Here is a 16,171-nt window from a genome sequence, read left to right as displayed (position 1 = left end):
GAAGAAGCGGGAGGTTGTGTCAGGGCGCCGGGAACCCGGCGAAGCGGGTGAGCCGAATGTTTTTCTCCGCGAGCAGGGTGGCGAAGGCTGGGCTCTTGAGATAGTCGTGCTCCACCTTGCGCTGGTCCACCAGCGGGTCGGCGCGGCGCAGGGCCTCGTCCGGAATGCCGGGATGGACCATCACCAGCAGCCGCCCGGCGGGGCGGTCCAGGAACCGCGCCATCAGCTCCGGGAAGGGTTGGCGTCCGGAAAAGTCGTAGACCCCGGCGAAGCGGTCGTTGGCGGGAATGCCGCGCGTCCGCGCCAGCCGCGCCAGCCCGCCGCCGAGCCCGCCGATCAGCAACGTTTTCGGCACTGCCACGCCGCGGCGCAGGACGGCACCCACCGGCTCCCCGCACAGGCGGACATAGGCGCCGGGCAGGGCGGCCAAGGCGTCGGCGACCGCATTCCGCACGGTGGGAAGTTGGTGGACGTGCTGGTGGCCGTCGATATAGGCGGGCGGGCCGCCCCAGGCCGCGGAGAAGGCATCAAGCTGGCGGGCCAACTCCTCCCGGATTTCCTTGGGATCGAGGCCGCCGCTGCAGGCCAGTGTCATCAGCCGTCCCAGTGGCGGCAGCTTCCCGTCCGGCGCCAGCTTGGGCAGGGAACCCAGCGGCGGCTGGTCGGTCAGGGTGAAATGCAGCCCGACGTCGGCCTTGCCGGCCAGTTCCTTCAGGGGCGCCGCCCCCTCCGCCCAATAGGGGCAGAGCGTCATGGCCGAGGTCGCCGTCAGGCGCCCGGCGGCGATGAGGTCGCGGATGGCCTCGTTGACGCCCGGCGACAAACCGTAGTCATCGGCGCAGAGCAGGACCGGATGCGCGGAACGCGGGGCTGGGGTGGTGTCGGTGTCGGGCATGGCGATGTAAGGTGGGAGCGAAAGCGGCGCAAAGCCGGGGAGGGGATGATGGAGTGGGACAGCCTGTGGTTCAACGGTCATGCGGCCACCATGGCTCCGGGAGGCGTCCTGCGGGACGCGGCGATCGCCGTGCAGGACGGGCGGATCGCCTGGATCGGCGCCGCCAAGGACCGCCCCGCCGGTCGCGCCGCCGAGGAGCATGACCTGGGCGGGCGCTGGGTCACGCCGGGGCTGATCGACTGCCACACCCATCTGGTCTTCGGCGGCAACCGCGCCCGCGAGTTCGAGATGCGGCTGGAGGGCGCCACCTACGAGGAGATCGCGCGGGCCGGGGGCGGCATCGCCTCGACCGTCGCCGCCACCCGCGCCGCCGACGAGGATGGCCTGATCGCCGGCGCCGCCGTGCGCCTGCAACGGCTGCTGGCCGAGGGCGTGACGGTGGTGGAGGTGAAGTCCGGCTACGGCCTCGACCTCGCCACGGAGCGGCGGATGCTGCGCGCGGCGCGGGCGCTGGGCGAGCGCTTCCCCGTCACGGTGCGGACGACCGGGCTGGCCGCCCACGCCCTGCCGCCGGAGTTCGCCGGGCGGGCCGACGACTACATCGCCCTGGTCTGCGACGAGATTCTGCCCGCCCTGGCCGTGGAGGGGCTGTTGGACGCGGTGGACGCCTTCTGCGAACGGATCGCCTTCTCGCCGGAGCAGACGGCCCGCGTGTTCGACACCGCGCGGCGGCTTGGCCTGCCGGTGAAGCTGCACGCCGACCAGCTCTCGGACGGCGGCGGGGCCGCGCTGGCCGCCCGCTATACGGCGCTGTCCGCCGACCATGTGGAGCACACCGGCGAGGAGGGCGCGCGGGCGATGGCCGCGGCGGGGACGGTGGCGGTGCTGCTGCCCGGCGCCTTCTACACGTTGCGCGAGACCAAGCTGCCGCCCATCAAGCTGTTCCGGCGCCATGGCGTGCCGATGGCGGTGTCCACCGACTGCAACCCCGGCACCTCGCCCGCCGTGTCGCTCCTGCTGATGCTGAACATGGCCTGCACCCTGTTCCGCCTGACTCCGCAGGAGGCGCTGGCCGGAGTCACCCGCAACGCCGCCCAGGCCCTGGGCATGGCCGCGACCCACGGCACGCTGGAGCCCGGCAAGGCCGCCGATTTGGCGGTGTGGGACGTCGGCGACCCGGCGGAGCTGTGCTACTGGCTGGGCGCCAACCCCTGCGCCGCGGTGGTGCGGGGCGGGCGGCTGGTGAAATCGCTCCAGGCGTAGGCTATCATCGGGGCAACGCGGACGGAGGTGACCCGGCATGTAGCCCTCTCCCCGGAGGGAAGAGGGGACCTCCAATGCAACGCCACTGTTCCCGTCTGAAAACAACAAACGCATCAAGCAAAATTCGAGAGGGACGAGTCACATGTCCGACACCAAGCCGCCGGCCAACCGCCGCGTCATCCGGGCGCCGCACGGCACGGAACTGTCCGCCAAGTCCTGGCTGACCGAGGCGCCGCTGCGCATGCTGATGAACAACCTCGACCCCGACGTCGCGGAGAACCCGGACGAGCTGGTGGTCTATGGCGGCATCGGGCGGGCGGCGCGGAACTGGGACTGCTTCGACGCTATCGTGGCGTCGTTGAAGACCCTGAACGAGGACGAGACGCTGCTGGTCCAGTCGGGCAAGCCGGTCGGCGTCTTCCGCACCCACGCCGATGCGCCGCGCGTGCTGATCGCCAACTCCAACCTCGTGCCGCACTGGGCGACCTGGGACCATTTCCGGGAGCTGGATGCCAAGGGCCTGATGATGTACGGCCAGATGACCGCCGGGTCCTGGATCTACATCGGCAGCCAGGGCATCGTGCAGGGCACCTACGAGACCTTCGTGGAAGTCGGGCGGCGGCATTACGGCGGCGATCTGAAGGGCCGCTGGATTCTGACCGGCGGGCTGGGCGGCATGGGCGGCGCGCAGCCGCTGGCCGCGACCATGGCCGGGGCGTCGATGCTGGCCGTGGAATGCTCTGCCCGCAGCATTGAGCGGCGTCTGGAAACCAAGTATCTCGACCGCTCGGCCACCAGCCTCGACGAGGCCATGACGATCCTGTGGGAGGCCCAGGCCGCCGGCACGGCGGTGTCGGTCGGTCTGCTCGGCAATGCCGCGGAGGTGTTCCCGGAACTGGTGCGCCGCGCCAAGACCGACCCGCGCTTCCGCCCCGATGCGGTGACCGACCAGACCAGTGCCCACGACCCGCTGAATGGCTATCTGCCCGCGGGCTGGACGATGGAGGAGGCCGAGACGAAGCGCCGCAGCGACCCGGCGGCGGTGGTCGCGGCGGCCAAGGCGTCGATGGCGGTCCATGTCCGCGCCATGCTGGATTTCCACGCCATGGGCGTGCCGACCCTGGACTACGGCAACAACATCCGGCAGGTCGCCAAGGACGAGGGGGTGGCCGACGCCTTCGCCTTCCCCGGCTTCGTCCCGGCCTACATCCGGCCGCTGTTCTGCCGCGGCATCGGTCCGTTCCGCTGGGCCGCCCTGTCCGGCGATCCGGAGGACATCTACCGCACCGACGCCAAGGTGAAGGAGCTGATCCCCGACAACCCGCACCTGCACAACTGGCTGGACATGGCGCGCGAGCGCATCCGCTTCCAGGGCCTGCCGGCGCGCATCTGCTGGGTGGGTCTGGGCGACCGGGCGCGGCTCGGCCTCGCCTTCAACGAGATGGTGGCGAAGGGCGAGCTGAAGGCCCCCATCGTCATCGGGCGCGACCATCTCGACAGCGGCTCGGTCGCCAGCCCGAACCGCGAGACGGAGGGGATGATCGACGGCTCGGACGCGGTGTCCGACTGGCCGCTGCTGAACGCGCTGCTGAACTGCGCCTCGGGGGCGACCTGGGTGTCGCTGCACCATGGCGGCGGCGTCGGCATGGGCTTCAGCCAGCATTCCGGCATGGTCGTCGTCGCCGACGGGACGGACGCCGCAGCCAAGCGGCTGGAGCGGGTGCTGACCAACGATCCGGGCACCGGCGTGATGCGCCACGCCGACGCCGGCTATGACATCGCAAAGGACTGCGCCAAGGAGCAGGGGCTCACGCTTCCGATGATCGGCTGAGGGGCTTGGCTGGGGTGGTGCGCGGCGGCAGGGTCGCCAGCGCCACCCCCGGCAGCACCAGAAGCACGCCCAGCAGGTGGAACATCTGTAGTTGTTCCCCCAGCAGCGCCCAGGCCGCCACCGCCGCCCACAGCGGCATGACGTAGAGCGAGGTGCCGGCCCGCGCCGGACCCATCAGGTTGATCGTCTTCTGGTAGGTCAGGAAGGCCAGGACGGAGGCGAAAAGCGCCACCCCGGCGATGCGGATGGCGGCGTCCAGGCTCAGAGGCACGGGGCGCAGGGTCAGCGTCTCCCACGCGTAGAAGGGGGCGAGCACGACGACCCCGGCCAGCGCGTTCGCCGCGAACACCGTCACCACCGGCAACGAACTGCGGGTCTGGCGCAGCAGCACCGTGTAGACCGCCCACGTCGCCGACCCCACCAGGATCAGCAGGTCGCCGGCGTTGAAGGACAGATGGAGCAGCGCCTGCGTGTCGCCGCGGGTCAGGATCACCAGCACGCCGGCCATGGCGACGGCGATTCCCGCGGCCTGCCGCGGCGTCACCTTTTCGCGCAGCCACAGGGCGGCGATCATCAGGATGATGACCGGGCTGGTGGCGTAGATCAGCGCGGCGTTGGTCGCGCTGGTGCGCTCCAGCCCCATGTAGACGACGGCGCCGCAAACGCCCTGGGCCAGCGCGCCCAGCAGAAGAAAACGCTTCCACGAGGCGCGCAGGACGTGGCGGTGCTGGATCAGGCCGGGCAGGGCCAGCGGCAGGATCATCAGGAAGGCCAGCACCCAGCGCCAGAAGGCCAGCCCGACCGGCGGCACGATGGAGGCCGCGGCCCGCCCGAACACCACGTTGGAGGCGAAGAAGGCCGAGGAGAGCAGATACAGGGCATAGGCTGTGAAGACGGCGTTGGTCTTCGCGGTGTGGGGCGGCTGGCGGTCCATGGGGCGTCCGGAGCGTGTCGGTGGGCGTCTTACGGAGCCTGCGGCCCCAGCAGCATCACCAGCTTGTAGTCGGATCGTCCGGCGGGGCACAACGTCACTTGTTCGTAGACCAGCGTCCCGTCCTGGGGATGGGTGAAGCCACGCGTGCCGCCCTCGCGCTCCAGCACGCCCTGGTCCTCCCACAGCCGGGCGAAGCGGGGGGAGTCGGCGCGCAGGCCGTCGACCAGGGCGGTCACCTCCGCATCCCCGGCGCGGCGGGCGGTGTCGGCGCGGAACTCGGCGAGCAGGCGGCGGGCGCGGTCCTCCCAGTCGGCGATGAAGCCTCGCGCGGTGGGGTTGAGGAAGACATAGCGCAGCAGGTTCCGCTCCGCCCCGCCCAGCCAGCCGGAGAAGAGATGCGCCGCAGGGGCGTTCCAGCCGCGGGCGTTCCAGACGCGGTCGAGCAGATAGGCCGGCGCCGTCATCGACTCCAGCGCCGCGAGCAGCGGAGCCGGGGGCTGGTCCGATCCGTCCGTCACGTCGGCGTCGGGATCGCGCTTGCGCGACAGCTCGAACAGGTAGGCGCGCTCCGCCGCGGTCAGCCGCAGCGCTCCGGCGATGCGCCCCAGCGCCTGGGGAGAGACGGAGACCTCGCGCCCCTGTTCCAGCCAGGTGTACCAGGTCGGGCTGAGGCCGCAGAGCTGGGCGGCCTCCTCCCGCCGCAGGCCGGGCGTGCGGCGGCGGGCGGACCCGGTCTGCGGGATGCCGGCCTCCGCCGGGGTCAGCCGCTCCCGGTGGGCGCGCAGGAAGGCGCCCAGCCGGTGCCGCGCGTCGTCGTCGGAACTCATGGTGGCAGCGCTTATACCAGGATAAGCGCTTGCCTTGTACCAGTTTGCCGGACGGCCGATGCTGGGGCATCGAGACAAGTCCGCCCCAACGAACACGAACGGGAATTGCCATCATGACCAACAGCCACCACGGCGTCGTCGCCGCACAGTACGGCCAGCGCGCCGACGCCTATGTGACCAGCGCCGTCCACGCCTCGGGCGCCGACCTGGACCAGATCGAGGACGCGCTGCGCGGCAGGAACGCGGCCCGCGTGCTGGATCTCGGCTGCGGCGGTGGCCATGTCGCCTACCGTGCCGCCCCCCACGCCGCCGCGGTGGTGGCGGTGGACGTCACCGCCCCGATGCTGGAGGCGGTGGCCCGCAACGCGGCGGAGCGCGGCCTGACCAACATCACCACCACCCAGGCCCCCGCCGAACGCCTGCCCTTCCCGGAGGGCCATTTCGACGTGGTGCTGAGCCGCTTCAGCGCCCATCACTGGCTGAACGCCGAGGCCGGCCTGCGCGAGGCGCGGCGGGTTCTGGCCCCCGGCGGGCGGGCGGTCTTCGTGGACATCGTGTCGCCGGGGCATCCGCTGCTGGACACCCACCTCCAGGCGGTGGAGCTGCTGCGGGACACCTCGCACGTCCGCAACTACAGCGCCGCGGAATGGATGGCCGCCCTGTCCCGCGCCGGCTTCGCGGTGACCGGCCTGACGCCGCGCCGCCTGCGCATGGAGTTCGCCGTCTGGACCGCCCGCACCTCCACCCCCGACCTGCGCGCCCAGGCCATCCGCGCCCTGCAGGACCACGCCTCCGACGAGGTGCGCCGCCACTTCGACATCCTGGAGGATGGCAGCTTTCTCCTGGACAGCCTGACCATCGAAGCGGAGGCTTGCTGACCACAAGAATAGGACGGGGGAGGGGGCGGCGATGGGTGACGTTCGTGTACGAAAGGCCGGTCCGGCCGATGCGGGCACGGTCACCGGCCTCGTGGCGGCTCTGCTGTCGGAACTCTCCGCCGGGCAGAACGACACGCCGCGTGCCGTCATGCTCGCCGTCGCCGAATCCCTGCTGAGCGGCGACGGCCTGTCCTGCACGGTCTTCCTGGCCGAGGACCGGGCGGGGCGCCCGCTCGGCGTCGCGACCCTGTCGGAGGGGGCCTGCATCTCCACGTTGGGCCGGTTCGGGACGATCCGGGAATTGTACGTGACGCCGGAGTCGCGCTCCGCCGGGGTGGGGCGTCTGCTGATCCGGGCCGTTCTCGACCATGGCCGCGCCCATCGCTGGACACGCGTGGAGGTGGGGGCGCCGTCCGCCGCGGACTGGCCGGATTCCTTGCGTTTCTACCAGCGCGAGGGCTTCACGGAAATCGGGCCGCGATTGAAATTCCGCTTGGCCTGAAACCTCCCGTGGAGCTTGCGTGATGCCGCTTGGTTGCGTGTTGACAGACGATTCGGCCACGCGCCAAATGAACCCGCATCACCGGCCGCCGAAAAGAACGGGCGGCCATTCGACCGAACACGGGAGGTTGTTAGGAATGAAGCGCATCCTGCTGGGTGCCGGGCTCGGCGTTGCCGCCACCTTGGCGCTTGCTGCGCCGGCCCAGGCCGCCAAGACCCTCGTCTATTGCTCCGAGGGCAGCCCCGAAAACTTCAACCCGATGGTCAACACGACCGGAACGAGCTTCGACGTCTCGCTGCCCGTGTACAACAACCTCGTGCAGTTCGAGTACGGCGGCACCAAGGTGGTCCCGGGCCTCGCCGAGAAGTGGGAGGTGTCGGAGGACGGGCTGACCTACACGTTCCACCTGCGCAAGGGTGTGAAGTGGCACAGCAACAACGACTTCAAGCCGACCCGCGACGCCAACGCGGACGACGTTCTGTGGTCGTTCAACCGTCAGTGGAAGAAGGATCATCCCTTCCACAAGGTGTCCGGCGGCGCCTATGACTACTTCAACGACATGGCGATGCCCGACCTGCTGAAGTCGATCGAGAAGGTCGACGACTACACGGTCAAGTTCACGCTGAACAAGGTCGAGGCGCCCTTCATCGCCAACCTGGCGATGCCCTTCGCGCCCATCCAGTCCGCCGAATACGCCGAGGCCCTGCAGAAGAAGAACCAGATCGACAAGATCGATCAGGCGCCGATCGGCACCGGCCCGTTCCAGTTCGTCGCCTACCAGAAGGACGCGGTCATCCGCTACAAGGCGTTCGAGCCGTATTGGGGCGGCAAGGCGCAGCTCGACAACCTCGTCTTCGCCATCACGCCCGACGCCGCCGTCCGCTACGCCAAGCTGAAGGCCGGCGAGTGCCACATCGTGCCGTACCCGAACCCGGCCGATCTGGAGGCGATGAAGAAGGACGCCGCCATCAATCTGATGGAGCAGGAAGGCCTGAACGTCGGCTATCTGGCTTTCAACGTCACCAAGAAGCCGTTCGACGACGTGCGCGTCCGCCGCGCGCTGAACATGGCCATCGACAAGAAGGCCGTGGTCGACGCGGTGTACCAGGGCGCCGGCGTCCCGGCGAAGAACCCGATCCCGCCGACCATGTGGTCGTACAACAAGGAGATCGAGGACTACCCGTACGATCCGGAGCGCGCCAAGAAGCTGCTGGCCGAGGCCGGCTTCCCGGACGGCTTCGAGACCGACCTGTGGGCCATGCCGGTGCAGCGCCCCTACAACCCCAACGCCAAGCGCATGGCCGAGATGATGCAGGCGGACCTCGCCAAGGTCGGCATCAAGGCCAAGGTCGTGCAGTACGAGTGGGGCGAGTACCGCAAGCGCCTCCAGGCCGGCGAGCACCAGATGGGCATGCTGGGCTGGACCGGCGACAACGGCGACCCCGACAACTTCCTGCACGTCCTGCTCGGCTGCGAGGCCGCGCGTCCGGGCGGGTCGAACATCGCCAAGTGGTGCTACAAGGAGTTCGACGACCTCGTCCTCCAGGCCAAGCGCACCACCGACATCGCCGCCCGCACCAAGCTGTACGAGCAGGCGCAGGTCATCTTCAAGGAAGAGGCCCCGTGGCTGACCGTCGCGCACTCGGTCGTGCACATGGCGCTGAGCAAGATTGTGGTTGATTACAAGATGGACCCGTTCGGCATCCATCGCTTCTACGGCGTCGATTTGAAACAATAAACTCAGCGTAGCAAGCGGCTTTACAAAGCGGTGGCCGGGGCATTAAACCCCCGGCTTCCCTTTGCGGATGCAGAGGTAAAAAGGGGGCCGCGGCCCCCTTGCTTTCGTTTCGAGCCCCCGGTGACGATCCGATGCTACGCTTCATCCTGACGCGGGTGAGCTTGGTGATTCCGACCTTTCTCGGCGTCACCTTCCTGACCTTCCTTCTGATCCGCCTTGTCCCCGGCGACCCCATCGAGGTGCGCGTGGGCGAGCGCGGCATCCCCCCCGAACGGCTTCTCGAACTGCGGCACGAGCTGGGGCTGGACCGGCCCCTGTGGCAGCAGTTCCTCGACTACATCGGCGGCGTCCTCCAGGGCGACCTCGGCGTGTCGCTGGTGACGCGCAATTCGGTGTTCAGCGAATTCGTGACGCTGTTCCCGGCGACGCTGGAACTGGCCGCACTCGCCATGCTGTTCGCCACGGTGGTCGGCCTGCCCGCGGGAATCATCGCGGCGGTGCGGCGCGGCTCGATCTTCGACCATGGCGTGATGGGCATCAGCCTGACCGGCTATTCCATGCCGATCTTCTGGTGGGGCCTGCTGTTGATCCTGTTCTTCTCGGTGGGGCTGGGCTGGACTCCGGTGTCCGGGCGGCTCGACCTGCTCTATTACGTGGAGCCGGTGACCGGCTTCATGCTGATCGACACGCTGATGGCCGGCGAATACGGCGCCTTCTGGTCGGCGCTGCACCACCTCATCCTGCCGATGATCGTTCTCGGCACCGTTCCGCTGGCCGTCGTGGCGCGCATGACGCGCTCCGCCATGCTGGAGGTGCTGGGCGAGGACTACATCCGCACCGCAAAGGCCAAAGGGCTGGCGGGGAGGCGGGTGATCGGCCTGCACGCCCTGCGCAACGCGCTGATCCCCGTGGTCACCGTGATCGGCCTCCAGGTGGGCACGCTGCTCGGCGGCGCGATCCTGACCGAAACCATCTTCTCCTGGCCCGGCGTGGGCAAATGGCTGATCGAGAGCATCAACCGCCGCGACTATCCGGCGCTCCAGGGCGGGGTGCTGCTGATCGCGACGACGGTGATGACCGTGAACCTGCTGGTGGACGTTCTCTACGGCGTCCTGAACCCCCGCATCCGCCATTCGCGGTGAGGTGAGCCATGACGACTCCTACGACGACGGGCGTTCCGGAGACTCTTCCGGCCGCTTCTCCGCCGGTTTCCCAGCCGCCGCACCCGCTGGTCGAGTTCTGGTACCATTTCCGGCAGAACAAGGGGGCCATGGCCGGCCTCGCCGTGATCCTGCTGATCGCGGTGGTCGCGCTGTTCGCCGAGCTGGTGGCGCCGCACGATCCCAACATCCAGTACCGCGACGCCATCCTGGTGCCGCCGGTCTGGCAGGAGGGCGGGCGCTGGGCCTTCCTTCTCGGCACCGACGACATCGGGCGCGACATGCTGTCCCGCCTGATCTTCGGGGCGCGGCTGTCGATGATGATCGGCCTGATCGTCGTCACGCTGTCGCTGGCGGTCGGGCTGGCGCTGGGCATGATCGCCGGCTTCTTCGGCGGAGTCACCGACGCGCTGGTGATGCGCTTCATGGACATCCTGCTGTCGCTGCCCAGCCTGCTTCTGGCCGTGGTGGTGGCGGCGATCCTCGGGCCGGGGCTGGTCAACGCCATGCTGGCCGTGTCCATCGTGGTCATCCCGCACTACGCCCGCCTGACCCGCGCCGCGGTGATGGCGGAAACGAGCAAGGATTACGTCATCGCCTCCCGCGTCGCCGGGGCCGGGCCGCTGCGGCTGATGCTGGTGGTCATCCTGCCGAACTGCGTGGCGCCGCTGATCGTCCAGGCGACGCTGGGCTTCTCCACGGCGATCCTGGACGCCGCGGCGCTGGGCTTCCTGGGCCTGGGCGCGCAGCCGCCGACGCCGGAGTGGGGCACCATGCTGGCCTCCTCCCTCCAGTTCCTCCAGCGCGCCCCCTGGGTCGTCACCTGGCCCGGCGTGGCCATCCTGGTGACGGTGCTGGCCTTCAACCTGCTGGGCGACGGGCTGCGCGACGCGCTCGACCCCAAGCTGAAACGCTGAACCCTTCTATTTCTGGGCTGCCATGCCTCTTCTCGATATCAAGAACCTGTCCGTCGAGTTCACCACGCGCGCCGGCACCTTCCGCGCCGTGGACGGGATCGACCTCACCGTGGACGAGGGCGAGGTCGTGGGCATCGTCGGCGAGTCCGGGTCCGGCAAGTCCGTGACCTCGCTCGCCGTGATGGGCCTGCTCGGCTCCAACGGCACGGTGGTCGCCGACCGCATGCAGTTCGGCGGCAAGGACCTCATGGCGATGAGCCCGTCGCAGCGCCGGAAGATCACCGGCAAGGACGTGGCCATGGTCTTCCAGGAGCCGATGACCAGCCTGAACCCCTGCTTCACCGTCGGTTTCCAGATCATGGAGACGCTGAAGGTGCATGAGGGGCTGTCCGGCAAGGCGCTGCGCAACCGCGCCATCGAGCTGCTGGAGCAGGTCGGCATCCCGGCCCCGGAAAGCCGCCTGTCGGCCTTTCCGCACCAGCTCTCCGGCGGCATGAACCAGCGCGTGATGATCGCCATCGCCATCGCCTGCAACCCGCGCCTGCTGGTCGCGGACGAGCCGACCACGGCGCTCGACGTGACCATCCAGAAGCAGATCCTCGACCTGCTGGTCCGCCTCCAGAAGGAGCGGGGCATGGCGCTGATCCTCATCACCCACGACATGGGCGTGGTGGCGGAGACGGCGCAGCGGGTGGTCGTCATGTACGCCGGGCAGGTCGCCGAGACGCGCCCGGTGGACGCCCTGTTCAAAGCGCCGCGCCACCCCTACACCGGCGCGCTGCTCGACGCGCTGCCGGAACGGGCTTTGGGCAAGCGCCGGTTGCCGACCATTCCCGGCGTGGTGCCGGGCATCGGCGACCGGCCGCAGGGCTGTCTGTTCAACCCGCGCTGCCGCTTCGCCACCGACCGCTGCCGCATCGAGCGGCCAGCCCTGTTCGACGTGGACGCCGGCAAGGCGCGCTGCTTCTATCCGCTCGCCGACGCTCCGGTCGGCGCCGGGGAGGTTCTGTGATGACCGACATCCTCACCGACGTCATGCCGGCCACCGGCCCGGTGGTCCTTGAGGCCATCCACCTGCGCAAGCACTACGCGGTCAAACGCGGCGCCTTTAAGCCGGCGGCCACAGTCAAGGCGCTGGACGGCGTGTCCTTCCAACTCGAAGCTGGGAAGACGCTGGCCGTGGTCGGCGAGTCCGGCTGCGGCAAGTCCACGCTGGCGCGCTCCGTCACGATGATCGAGCCGCCGTCCTCGGGCCAGCTTCTCTATGACGGGCGCGACGTGGTCGGGCGCACCGCGTCGGAGATGAAGGAGCTTCGGCGCACCGTCCAGATGGTGTTCCAGAACCCCTACGGCTCGTTGAACCCGCGCAAGACCGTGGGCTCGATCCTGTCGGAGCCGCTGGTCATCAACACCCCGATGGGCAAGCAGGAGCGGCGGGAGCGGGCCGTCGCCATGATGGCGAAGGTCGGGCTGCGCCCCGATCAGGTGGACCGCTACCCGCACATGTTCTCCGGCGGGCAGCGCCAGCGCATCGCCATCGCACGCGCGCTGATGCTGAACCCGCGGGTGGTCGTGGCGGACGAGCCGGTGTCGGCGCTCGACGTGTCGATCCAGGCGCAGGTGCTGAACCTGATGATGGACCTTCAGGAGGAGCTGAACCTCGCCTACCTGTTCATCTCCCACGACCTCAGCGTGGTCCGGCACATCGCCGACGCGGTCATGGTGATGTATCTGGGCCGTCCGGTGGAGCACGGGCCGAAGGACGTGGTCTATTCCCGCCCGCGCCACCCCTACACGCGCATCCTGATGGCCGCCACGCCGCGGGTGAACCCGGCGCTGCGGGCGGAGCGGGTGATCCCGAAGGGCGAGTTGCCCTCGCCGCTGAACCCGCCGCCGGGCTGCCCCTTCCACAAGCGCTGCCCCCACGCCACGGAGCGCTGCGCGACGCCTTCGTCAGGCGCCGCGGCCGGTCTTGTCCTGCAGGGCGTCGATGCGTTTGGAGGCTTCGGCCTTCGTCAGGTCCCCATCGAAGCCTTCGCCGGCTTCCTCGCTGAGCGTCTTCAGATAAGAGGCCTGCGCCCCGGTCATCGGCTCGTCACCCGTGGTCCAGTCGTCGGGGTCTTTTTCGCGGTTGGAATGCTCGGCGTCGCCGGTGGGCGTGGTTTTCGGATTGCTTTCCTGATTCGGCGCGTCGCCGCGATGGGACTGCGGGCGATGATCACGGCCGTTGTCACGCTTCGTGTTCATGAAATGTTCCTTTCTGCTGGAAACATTTGTCGAACAGTCCGCCCGTGGGATTGGTTCCCGGCGGCGGTCCGCCGGCTGCAGAAGCGTCGTTGAAGCGCACTCCGGAAGACGTTACCCTTTGGCGGGCTGGGGTTTTCCCCGGTCGAACAGGTGATGCCCAGCGCGAGGGGACGGAACGAAATGCCGCTGATGGTGTGGAACGACAAGCTGAGCGTCGGGATCGCGCAGTTCGACGAGGAGCACAAGCAACTGGTCGCCCTGGTCAACGAGCTGTTCGACGCGGTCCAGGCGGGGCGCAGCAAGGAGGCGCTGGGCGGCATCCTCGACAGCCTCGTCGCCTACACCAAGTCGCACTTCACCCATGAGGAGGAGCATTTCATCCGCCTCGGCTATCCGGACCGCGACGCCCACAAGGCGGAACACGACGCGCTGGCCAATCAGGTGCTGGAGGTGCAGCGCAAGTACCACGCCGGCGCCACCGCCACGCTGAGCATGGAGGTGATGAACTTCCTGAAGAACTGGCTGATCAAGCACATCCAGGGTACCGACAAGAAGTACGGTCCCTTCCTGAAGGAAAAGGGCGTGGCGTAAAGGGCCATTTCCGTAAGGACGATTGCCGGGACAGGACGCCCCGCGTCGCTCCCTTCCACTGCCCGACCGCGGGCCTCTCCCCATGCGCGTTGCGCGTCAACCCGGCAGGTCCGTCGCCGGGCGTCGGGAACTCTTGGCCGGGGCCGGGGTTCATGACGTGACGGATGACTCCTGAATGGCTCCGTCGTCGCGCAATTCCGGCGAAGGTGCGCCGATGAACGATGGCCGACAGGGAGCCGTCCCGCCACCAGCGCTTGGGCTGCCAGCGCTTGGGCTGCCAGCGCTTGGGCTGCCAGCGCTTGGGTCCGCGCGTGTTGCCGCGAATCCGTCCCCCGCTCTCCCGATCCCACCATCGCCGCCCGGCTCTCCGCGGCGCCGCCGTTGTGCGCCATCGCCGCCTGACCATGACGATCCGGAGACACACGCAACCCTCACAGGGTCAGAACCATGGAAGAACAGTGGCTTCTCAAGGCGAAATTCGTTGCCTTCAACCTGACCATTTCGGCGTTCGTATTCGTCCTGTATGCGCAGGGGTGGCTGGACCGGGTTCTGACCGGGCACATCGCCGTGGCGACCGCGATCATCGGGATCGTGTTCCTGGTCGGTCTGGTGATGTCGGCCTATCGGGTGTGGAAGATCGGTGGGGAACTGGACCGGGCCAAGCTCGGCGGCGGGCGGCTGATGAAGGTTGAGAGCGAGCGCGCCCTGGAAATCCGCCTGTTCTCCCGGATCTCGCATCTTCAGCACATCGCCAACGCGCTCGGCATGCTCGGCCTGATCGGAACGGCCTGGGGCTTCAGCCTGTTCGCCGCGAACATCACCCCGGACATGGTGGGCAACGCCGCGTCGGCCGGAGCCATGGTGACCACGCTGGCGAGCGGGCTTGGCGTGGCGATCTACGCCACGATGCTCGGCGGCGCCCTGTGCCTGTGGACCACCTGCAACCTCCAACTCCTGCGCGGGGCGACGGCGTCGTTGTGCGCGCTGATCATGGACGAGGCCCACGCCCGCTCGCGGCTTGCTCCGCGGACCGGGGCGCGAACCGAAACGTCGGACTTCGCCGCGCCGCAAGCGGCCCCCTACGGCGCCCTGCGCGGTGAGGCCGCACCATGAACGATTTCCTGGGCGAGGACCAAACCGGTGTGCTCGTCGCGCGGGACCTGCTGACGCTGCTGCTGTGCGGCTTCGTGGCCTGCGCGGTTCTGGCGGTCCCCTTCATCAACGAGGCCAAGAAGACCGAGGCCAACCAGCAGAACGAGTCCTCCGCCGCCGCGGCCGGCATGGAACCGCCGGGAAACGTCATCATCGAGGCGCGCTGGGACGACAAGCTGCGCAGTGACGTCGATCTGTGGGTGCAGGCCCCCGGCGATGTGCCGGTCGGCTACTCGAACAAGTCGGGGCTGATCTTCAACCTGCTGCGCGACGATCTGGGCGCCTATGCCGATCCCACGGAGATCAATTTCGAAACCTCCTACTCCCGCGGCATTCCTCCGGGAGAGTACACGGTAAACGTGCATATGTTCCGCAATCTTGAAAATGTGTTTCCCATCTGGGTCCGGGTGGTCGCCCGCGTCAAGGCGGAGCATGAATCGGGGGCCGCCACTGTAGCCGCAACGCGCGTCCGGCTGGACCACGAAGGGCAGGAGATCACCGCCTTCCGCTTCAACCTGAGCGAGCGAGGCGAGCTGGTGCCGGGGTCCTTGAACGCTGTGTTCAAGCCGCTGCGCTCGGCGAAAAATTGACCCGCCGGATCGAGAGTGCGCCATGGAAAGCCTGACCGTCATTTTCGGCTTTGTCGCCGTCGTCACATTGCTGCTCGTCCTGTCGGCGTTGCGCTGGGCGCGCAACCGGATGGCGCGCGTGGTGATCCTGCTGCTGTTCGCCCTGCTGCTGCCGGCGGCCTACGCCGCGCCGGCGGCGCTGCTGGGCCGGGCGAAGCCGGTTACGCTGGAATGGATGGGGTCCAACGTCCGCGAGGCGAAGGTGCTGAGCGCCACGCTGGTGGAGAACGAAGCGATCTATCTCACGCTTTTGTGGGAACAGGCGCCCAACCTCTACCGCCTGCCCTGGGATCGCCGCATGGCGGAGCAGTTGCAGGAGGCCCAGCGCGAGGCCCAGCGCAACGGCACCAACCCGATGATGCGGCTGCCGTTCGAGCGGTCCTGGGACGACCGGGAACCGCGCTTCTACGCGCAGCCGCAGCCGAAGATGCCGGACAAGCCCTATGAAAACGCCCCAGGCAACGGCGGGCCGGGCGGCAATCCGGGGATCGAGTTCCAGCACCCCGGCCAGCCGACCTGAAAATCCCTAAGGGCTGATAGAGCTTGCGGACCGCTTTCCGTCACAACCCCCGTGCAGGCCCCTTGAAGGCGGGGTGTGGCCTCGTCT

The 16,171-nt window shown here is 68.7% G+C and carries 16 protein-coding genes and 1 pseudogene; 13 read left to right on the top strand and 4 right to left on the bottom strand.

The features are described from left to right. Positions 1 to 19: 19 nt before the first annotated feature. The gene (locus AC1DVI_RS04795; RefSeq protein ID WP_476956965.1) at positions 20 to 895 is read right to left on the bottom strand and encodes a ChbG/HpnK family deacetylase; all 876 of its coding nucleotides are present in this window, start codon (positions 893 to 895) and stop codon (positions 20 to 22) included. 48 nt (positions 896 to 943) lie between these two features. Between AC1DVI_RS04795 and hutI the strand changes: the two genes are divergently transcribed. Both hutI and hutU read left to right on the top strand, forming a co-directional pair. Continuing rightward, positions 944 to 2,158 (top strand): imidazolonepropionase, encoded by a 1,215-nt coding sequence (hutI, locus tag AC1DVI_RS04790; protein WP_476956964.1) that lies wholly within the window; start codon positions 944 to 946, stop codon positions 2,156 to 2,158. Between the two features lie 142 nt (positions 2,159 to 2,300). Next, positions 2,301 to 3,989, top strand: a complete 1,689-nt coding sequence (gene hutU, locus AC1DVI_RS04785) for a urocanate hydratase (RefSeq protein ID WP_476956963.1) — start codon at positions 2,301 to 2,303, stop codon at positions 3,987 to 3,989. On the opposite strand, the gene AC1DVI_RS04780 is transcribed toward hutU, so the two are convergent. Further along, entirely contained in the window at positions 3,967 to 4,923 is a 957-nt protein-coding gene (locus tag AC1DVI_RS04780) for a DMT family transporter (RefSeq protein ID WP_476956962.1), read from the bottom strand. The two genes, hutU and AC1DVI_RS04780, sit on opposite strands and share 23 nt — an antisense overlap. A gap of 29 nt (positions 4,924 to 4,952) precedes the next feature. Continuing rightward, a complete protein-coding gene (locus tag AC1DVI_RS04775) occupies positions 4,953 to 5,750 on the bottom strand; it encodes a helix-turn-helix transcriptional regulator (RefSeq protein WP_476956961.1) in 798 nt (265 codons plus the stop codon). Between the two features lie 113 nt (positions 5,751 to 5,863). Between AC1DVI_RS04775 and AC1DVI_RS04770 the strand changes: the two genes are divergently transcribed. The 7 genes and pseudogenes from AC1DVI_RS04770 to AC1DVI_RS04740 all read left to right on the top strand — a co-directional run. After that, positions 5,864 to 6,628 carry a class I SAM-dependent methyltransferase gene (locus AC1DVI_RS04770; protein ID WP_476956960.1) on the top strand — a complete coding sequence of 255 codons (765 nt, stop codon included), beginning with the start codon at positions 5,864 to 5,866 and terminating at the stop codon, positions 6,626 to 6,628. Positions 6,629 to 6,659: 31 nt separating this feature from the next. After that, positions 6,660 to 7,130, top strand: a complete 471-nt coding sequence (locus tag AC1DVI_RS04765) for an N-acetyltransferase family protein (protein ID WP_476956959.1) — start codon at positions 6,660 to 6,662, stop codon at positions 7,128 to 7,130. A 136-nt stretch (positions 7,131 to 7,266) separates the two neighbouring features. Further along, positions 7,267 to 8,868 carry an ABC transporter substrate-binding protein gene (locus AC1DVI_RS04760; RefSeq protein ID WP_476956958.1) on the top strand — a complete coding sequence of 534 codons (1,602 nt, stop codon included), beginning with the start codon at positions 7,267 to 7,269 and terminating at the stop codon, positions 8,866 to 8,868. A 131-nt stretch (positions 8,869 to 8,999) separates the two neighbouring features. Beyond that, entirely contained in the window at positions 9,000 to 10,010 is a 1,011-nt protein-coding gene (locus AC1DVI_RS04755; RefSeq protein ID WP_476956957.1) for an ABC transporter permease subunit, read from the top strand. A gap of 8 nt (positions 10,011 to 10,018) precedes the next feature. Next, the gene (locus AC1DVI_RS04750; protein WP_476956956.1) at positions 10,019 to 10,945 is read left to right on the top strand and encodes an ABC transporter permease subunit; all 927 of its coding nucleotides are present in this window, start codon (positions 10,019 to 10,021) and stop codon (positions 10,943 to 10,945) included. Between the two features lie 22 nt (positions 10,946 to 10,967). Next, complete coding sequence (locus tag AC1DVI_RS04745; protein ID WP_376994608.1) at positions 10,968 to 11,957, top strand: ABC transporter ATP-binding protein; 990 nt, start codon at positions 10,968 to 10,970, stop codon at positions 11,955 to 11,957. After that, positions 11,957 to 12,889: pseudogene (locus AC1DVI_RS04740) on the top strand (dipeptide ABC transporter ATP-binding protein); the annotation flags it as partial. The gene AC1DVI_RS04745 and the pseudogene AC1DVI_RS04740, both read left to right, overlap by 1 nt. A 9-nt stretch (positions 12,890 to 12,898) precedes the next feature. Here AC1DVI_RS04740 and AC1DVI_RS04735 read toward each other — a convergent pair. After that, a complete protein-coding gene (locus AC1DVI_RS04735) occupies positions 12,899 to 13,033 on the bottom strand; it encodes a DUF3072 domain-containing protein (RefSeq protein ID WP_476956979.1) in 135 nt (44 codons plus the stop codon). Positions 13,034 to 13,372: 339 nt separating this feature from the next. Between AC1DVI_RS04735 and AC1DVI_RS04730 the strand changes: the two genes are divergently transcribed. From AC1DVI_RS04730 to AC1DVI_RS04715, 4 genes are all read left to right on the top strand, one after another. Then, positions 13,373 to 13,783, top strand: coding sequence for a bacteriohemerythrin (locus AC1DVI_RS04730; RefSeq protein ID WP_149164917.1), 411 nt, complete (start codon positions 13,373 to 13,375; stop codon positions 13,781 to 13,783). Positions 13,784 to 14,230: 447 nt separating this feature from the next. After that, positions 14,231 to 14,896, top strand: a complete 666-nt coding sequence (locus AC1DVI_RS04725) for a MotA/TolQ/ExbB proton channel family protein (RefSeq protein WP_149164918.1) — start codon at positions 14,231 to 14,233, stop codon at positions 14,894 to 14,896. Then, the gene (locus AC1DVI_RS04720) at positions 14,893 to 15,525 is read left to right on the top strand and encodes a hypothetical protein (protein ID WP_476956955.1); all 633 of its coding nucleotides are present in this window, start codon (positions 14,893 to 14,895) and stop codon (positions 15,523 to 15,525) included. The genes AC1DVI_RS04725 and AC1DVI_RS04720 overlap by 4 nt, the downstream gene beginning before the upstream one ends. Before the next feature lie 22 nt (positions 15,526 to 15,547). After that, positions 15,548 to 16,084 (top strand): hypothetical protein, encoded by a 537-nt coding sequence (locus AC1DVI_RS04715; protein ID WP_476956954.1) that lies wholly within the window; start codon positions 15,548 to 15,550, stop codon positions 16,082 to 16,084. The last annotated feature ends 87 nt before the right edge of the window (positions 16,085 to 16,171 follow it).

It is taken from the genome of Azospirillum sp. P4_B5 (genome assembly GCF_056402275.1).
Note: the sequence above shows the minus strand (reverse complement) of the source record. Positions and strands in the feature narration are given on the sequence as shown.

Excerpts from the sequence above, each read along its gene's own strand:
- AC1DVI_RS04795 (WP_476956965.1), bottom strand. The coding sequence starts at position 895 with ATGCCCGACACCGACACCACCCCAGCCCCGCGTTCCGCGCATCCGGTC.
- hutI (WP_476956964.1), top strand. The coding sequence starts at position 944 with ATGGAGTGGGACAGCCTGTGGTTCAACGGTCATGCGGCCACCATGGCT.
- hutU (WP_476956963.1), top strand. The coding sequence starts at position 2,301 with ATGTCCGACACCAAGCCGCCGGCCAACCGCCGCGTCATCCGGGCGCCG.
- AC1DVI_RS04780 (WP_476956962.1), bottom strand. The coding sequence starts at position 4,923 with ATGGACCGCCAGCCGCCCCACACCGCGAAGACCAACGCCGTCTTCACA.
- AC1DVI_RS04775 (WP_476956961.1), bottom strand. The coding sequence starts at position 5,750 with ATGAGTTCCGACGACGACGCGCGGCACCGGCTGGGCGCCTTCCTGCGC.
- AC1DVI_RS04770 (WP_476956960.1), top strand. The coding sequence starts at position 5,864 with ATGACCAACAGCCACCACGGCGTCGTCGCCGCACAGTACGGCCAGCGC.
- AC1DVI_RS04765 (WP_476956959.1), top strand. The coding sequence starts at position 6,660 with ATGGGTGACGTTCGTGTACGAAAGGCCGGTCCGGCCGATGCGGGCACG.
- AC1DVI_RS04760 (WP_476956958.1), top strand. The coding sequence starts at position 7,267 with ATGAAGCGCATCCTGCTGGGTGCCGGGCTCGGCGTTGCCGCCACCTTG.
- AC1DVI_RS04755 (WP_476956957.1), top strand. The coding sequence starts at position 9,000 with ATGCTACGCTTCATCCTGACGCGGGTGAGCTTGGTGATTCCGACCTTT.
- AC1DVI_RS04750 (WP_476956956.1), top strand. The coding sequence starts at position 10,019 with ATGACGACTCCTACGACGACGGGCGTTCCGGAGACTCTTCCGGCCGCT.
- AC1DVI_RS04745 (WP_376994608.1), top strand. The coding sequence starts at position 10,968 with ATGCCTCTTCTCGATATCAAGAACCTGTCCGTCGAGTTCACCACGCGC.
- AC1DVI_RS04735 (WP_476956979.1), bottom strand. The coding sequence starts at position 13,033 with ATGACCGGGGCGCAGGCCTCTTATCTGAAGACGCTCAGCGAGGAAGCC.
- AC1DVI_RS04730 (WP_149164917.1), top strand. The coding sequence starts at position 13,373 with ATGCCGCTGATGGTGTGGAACGACAAGCTGAGCGTCGGGATCGCGCAG.
- AC1DVI_RS04725 (WP_149164918.1), top strand. The coding sequence starts at position 14,231 with ATGGAAGAACAGTGGCTTCTCAAGGCGAAATTCGTTGCCTTCAACCTG.
- AC1DVI_RS04720 (WP_476956955.1), top strand. The coding sequence starts at position 14,893 with ATGAACGATTTCCTGGGCGAGGACCAAACCGGTGTGCTCGTCGCGCGG.
- AC1DVI_RS04715 (WP_476956954.1), top strand. The coding sequence starts at position 15,548 with ATGGAAAGCCTGACCGTCATTTTCGGCTTTGTCGCCGTCGTCACATTG.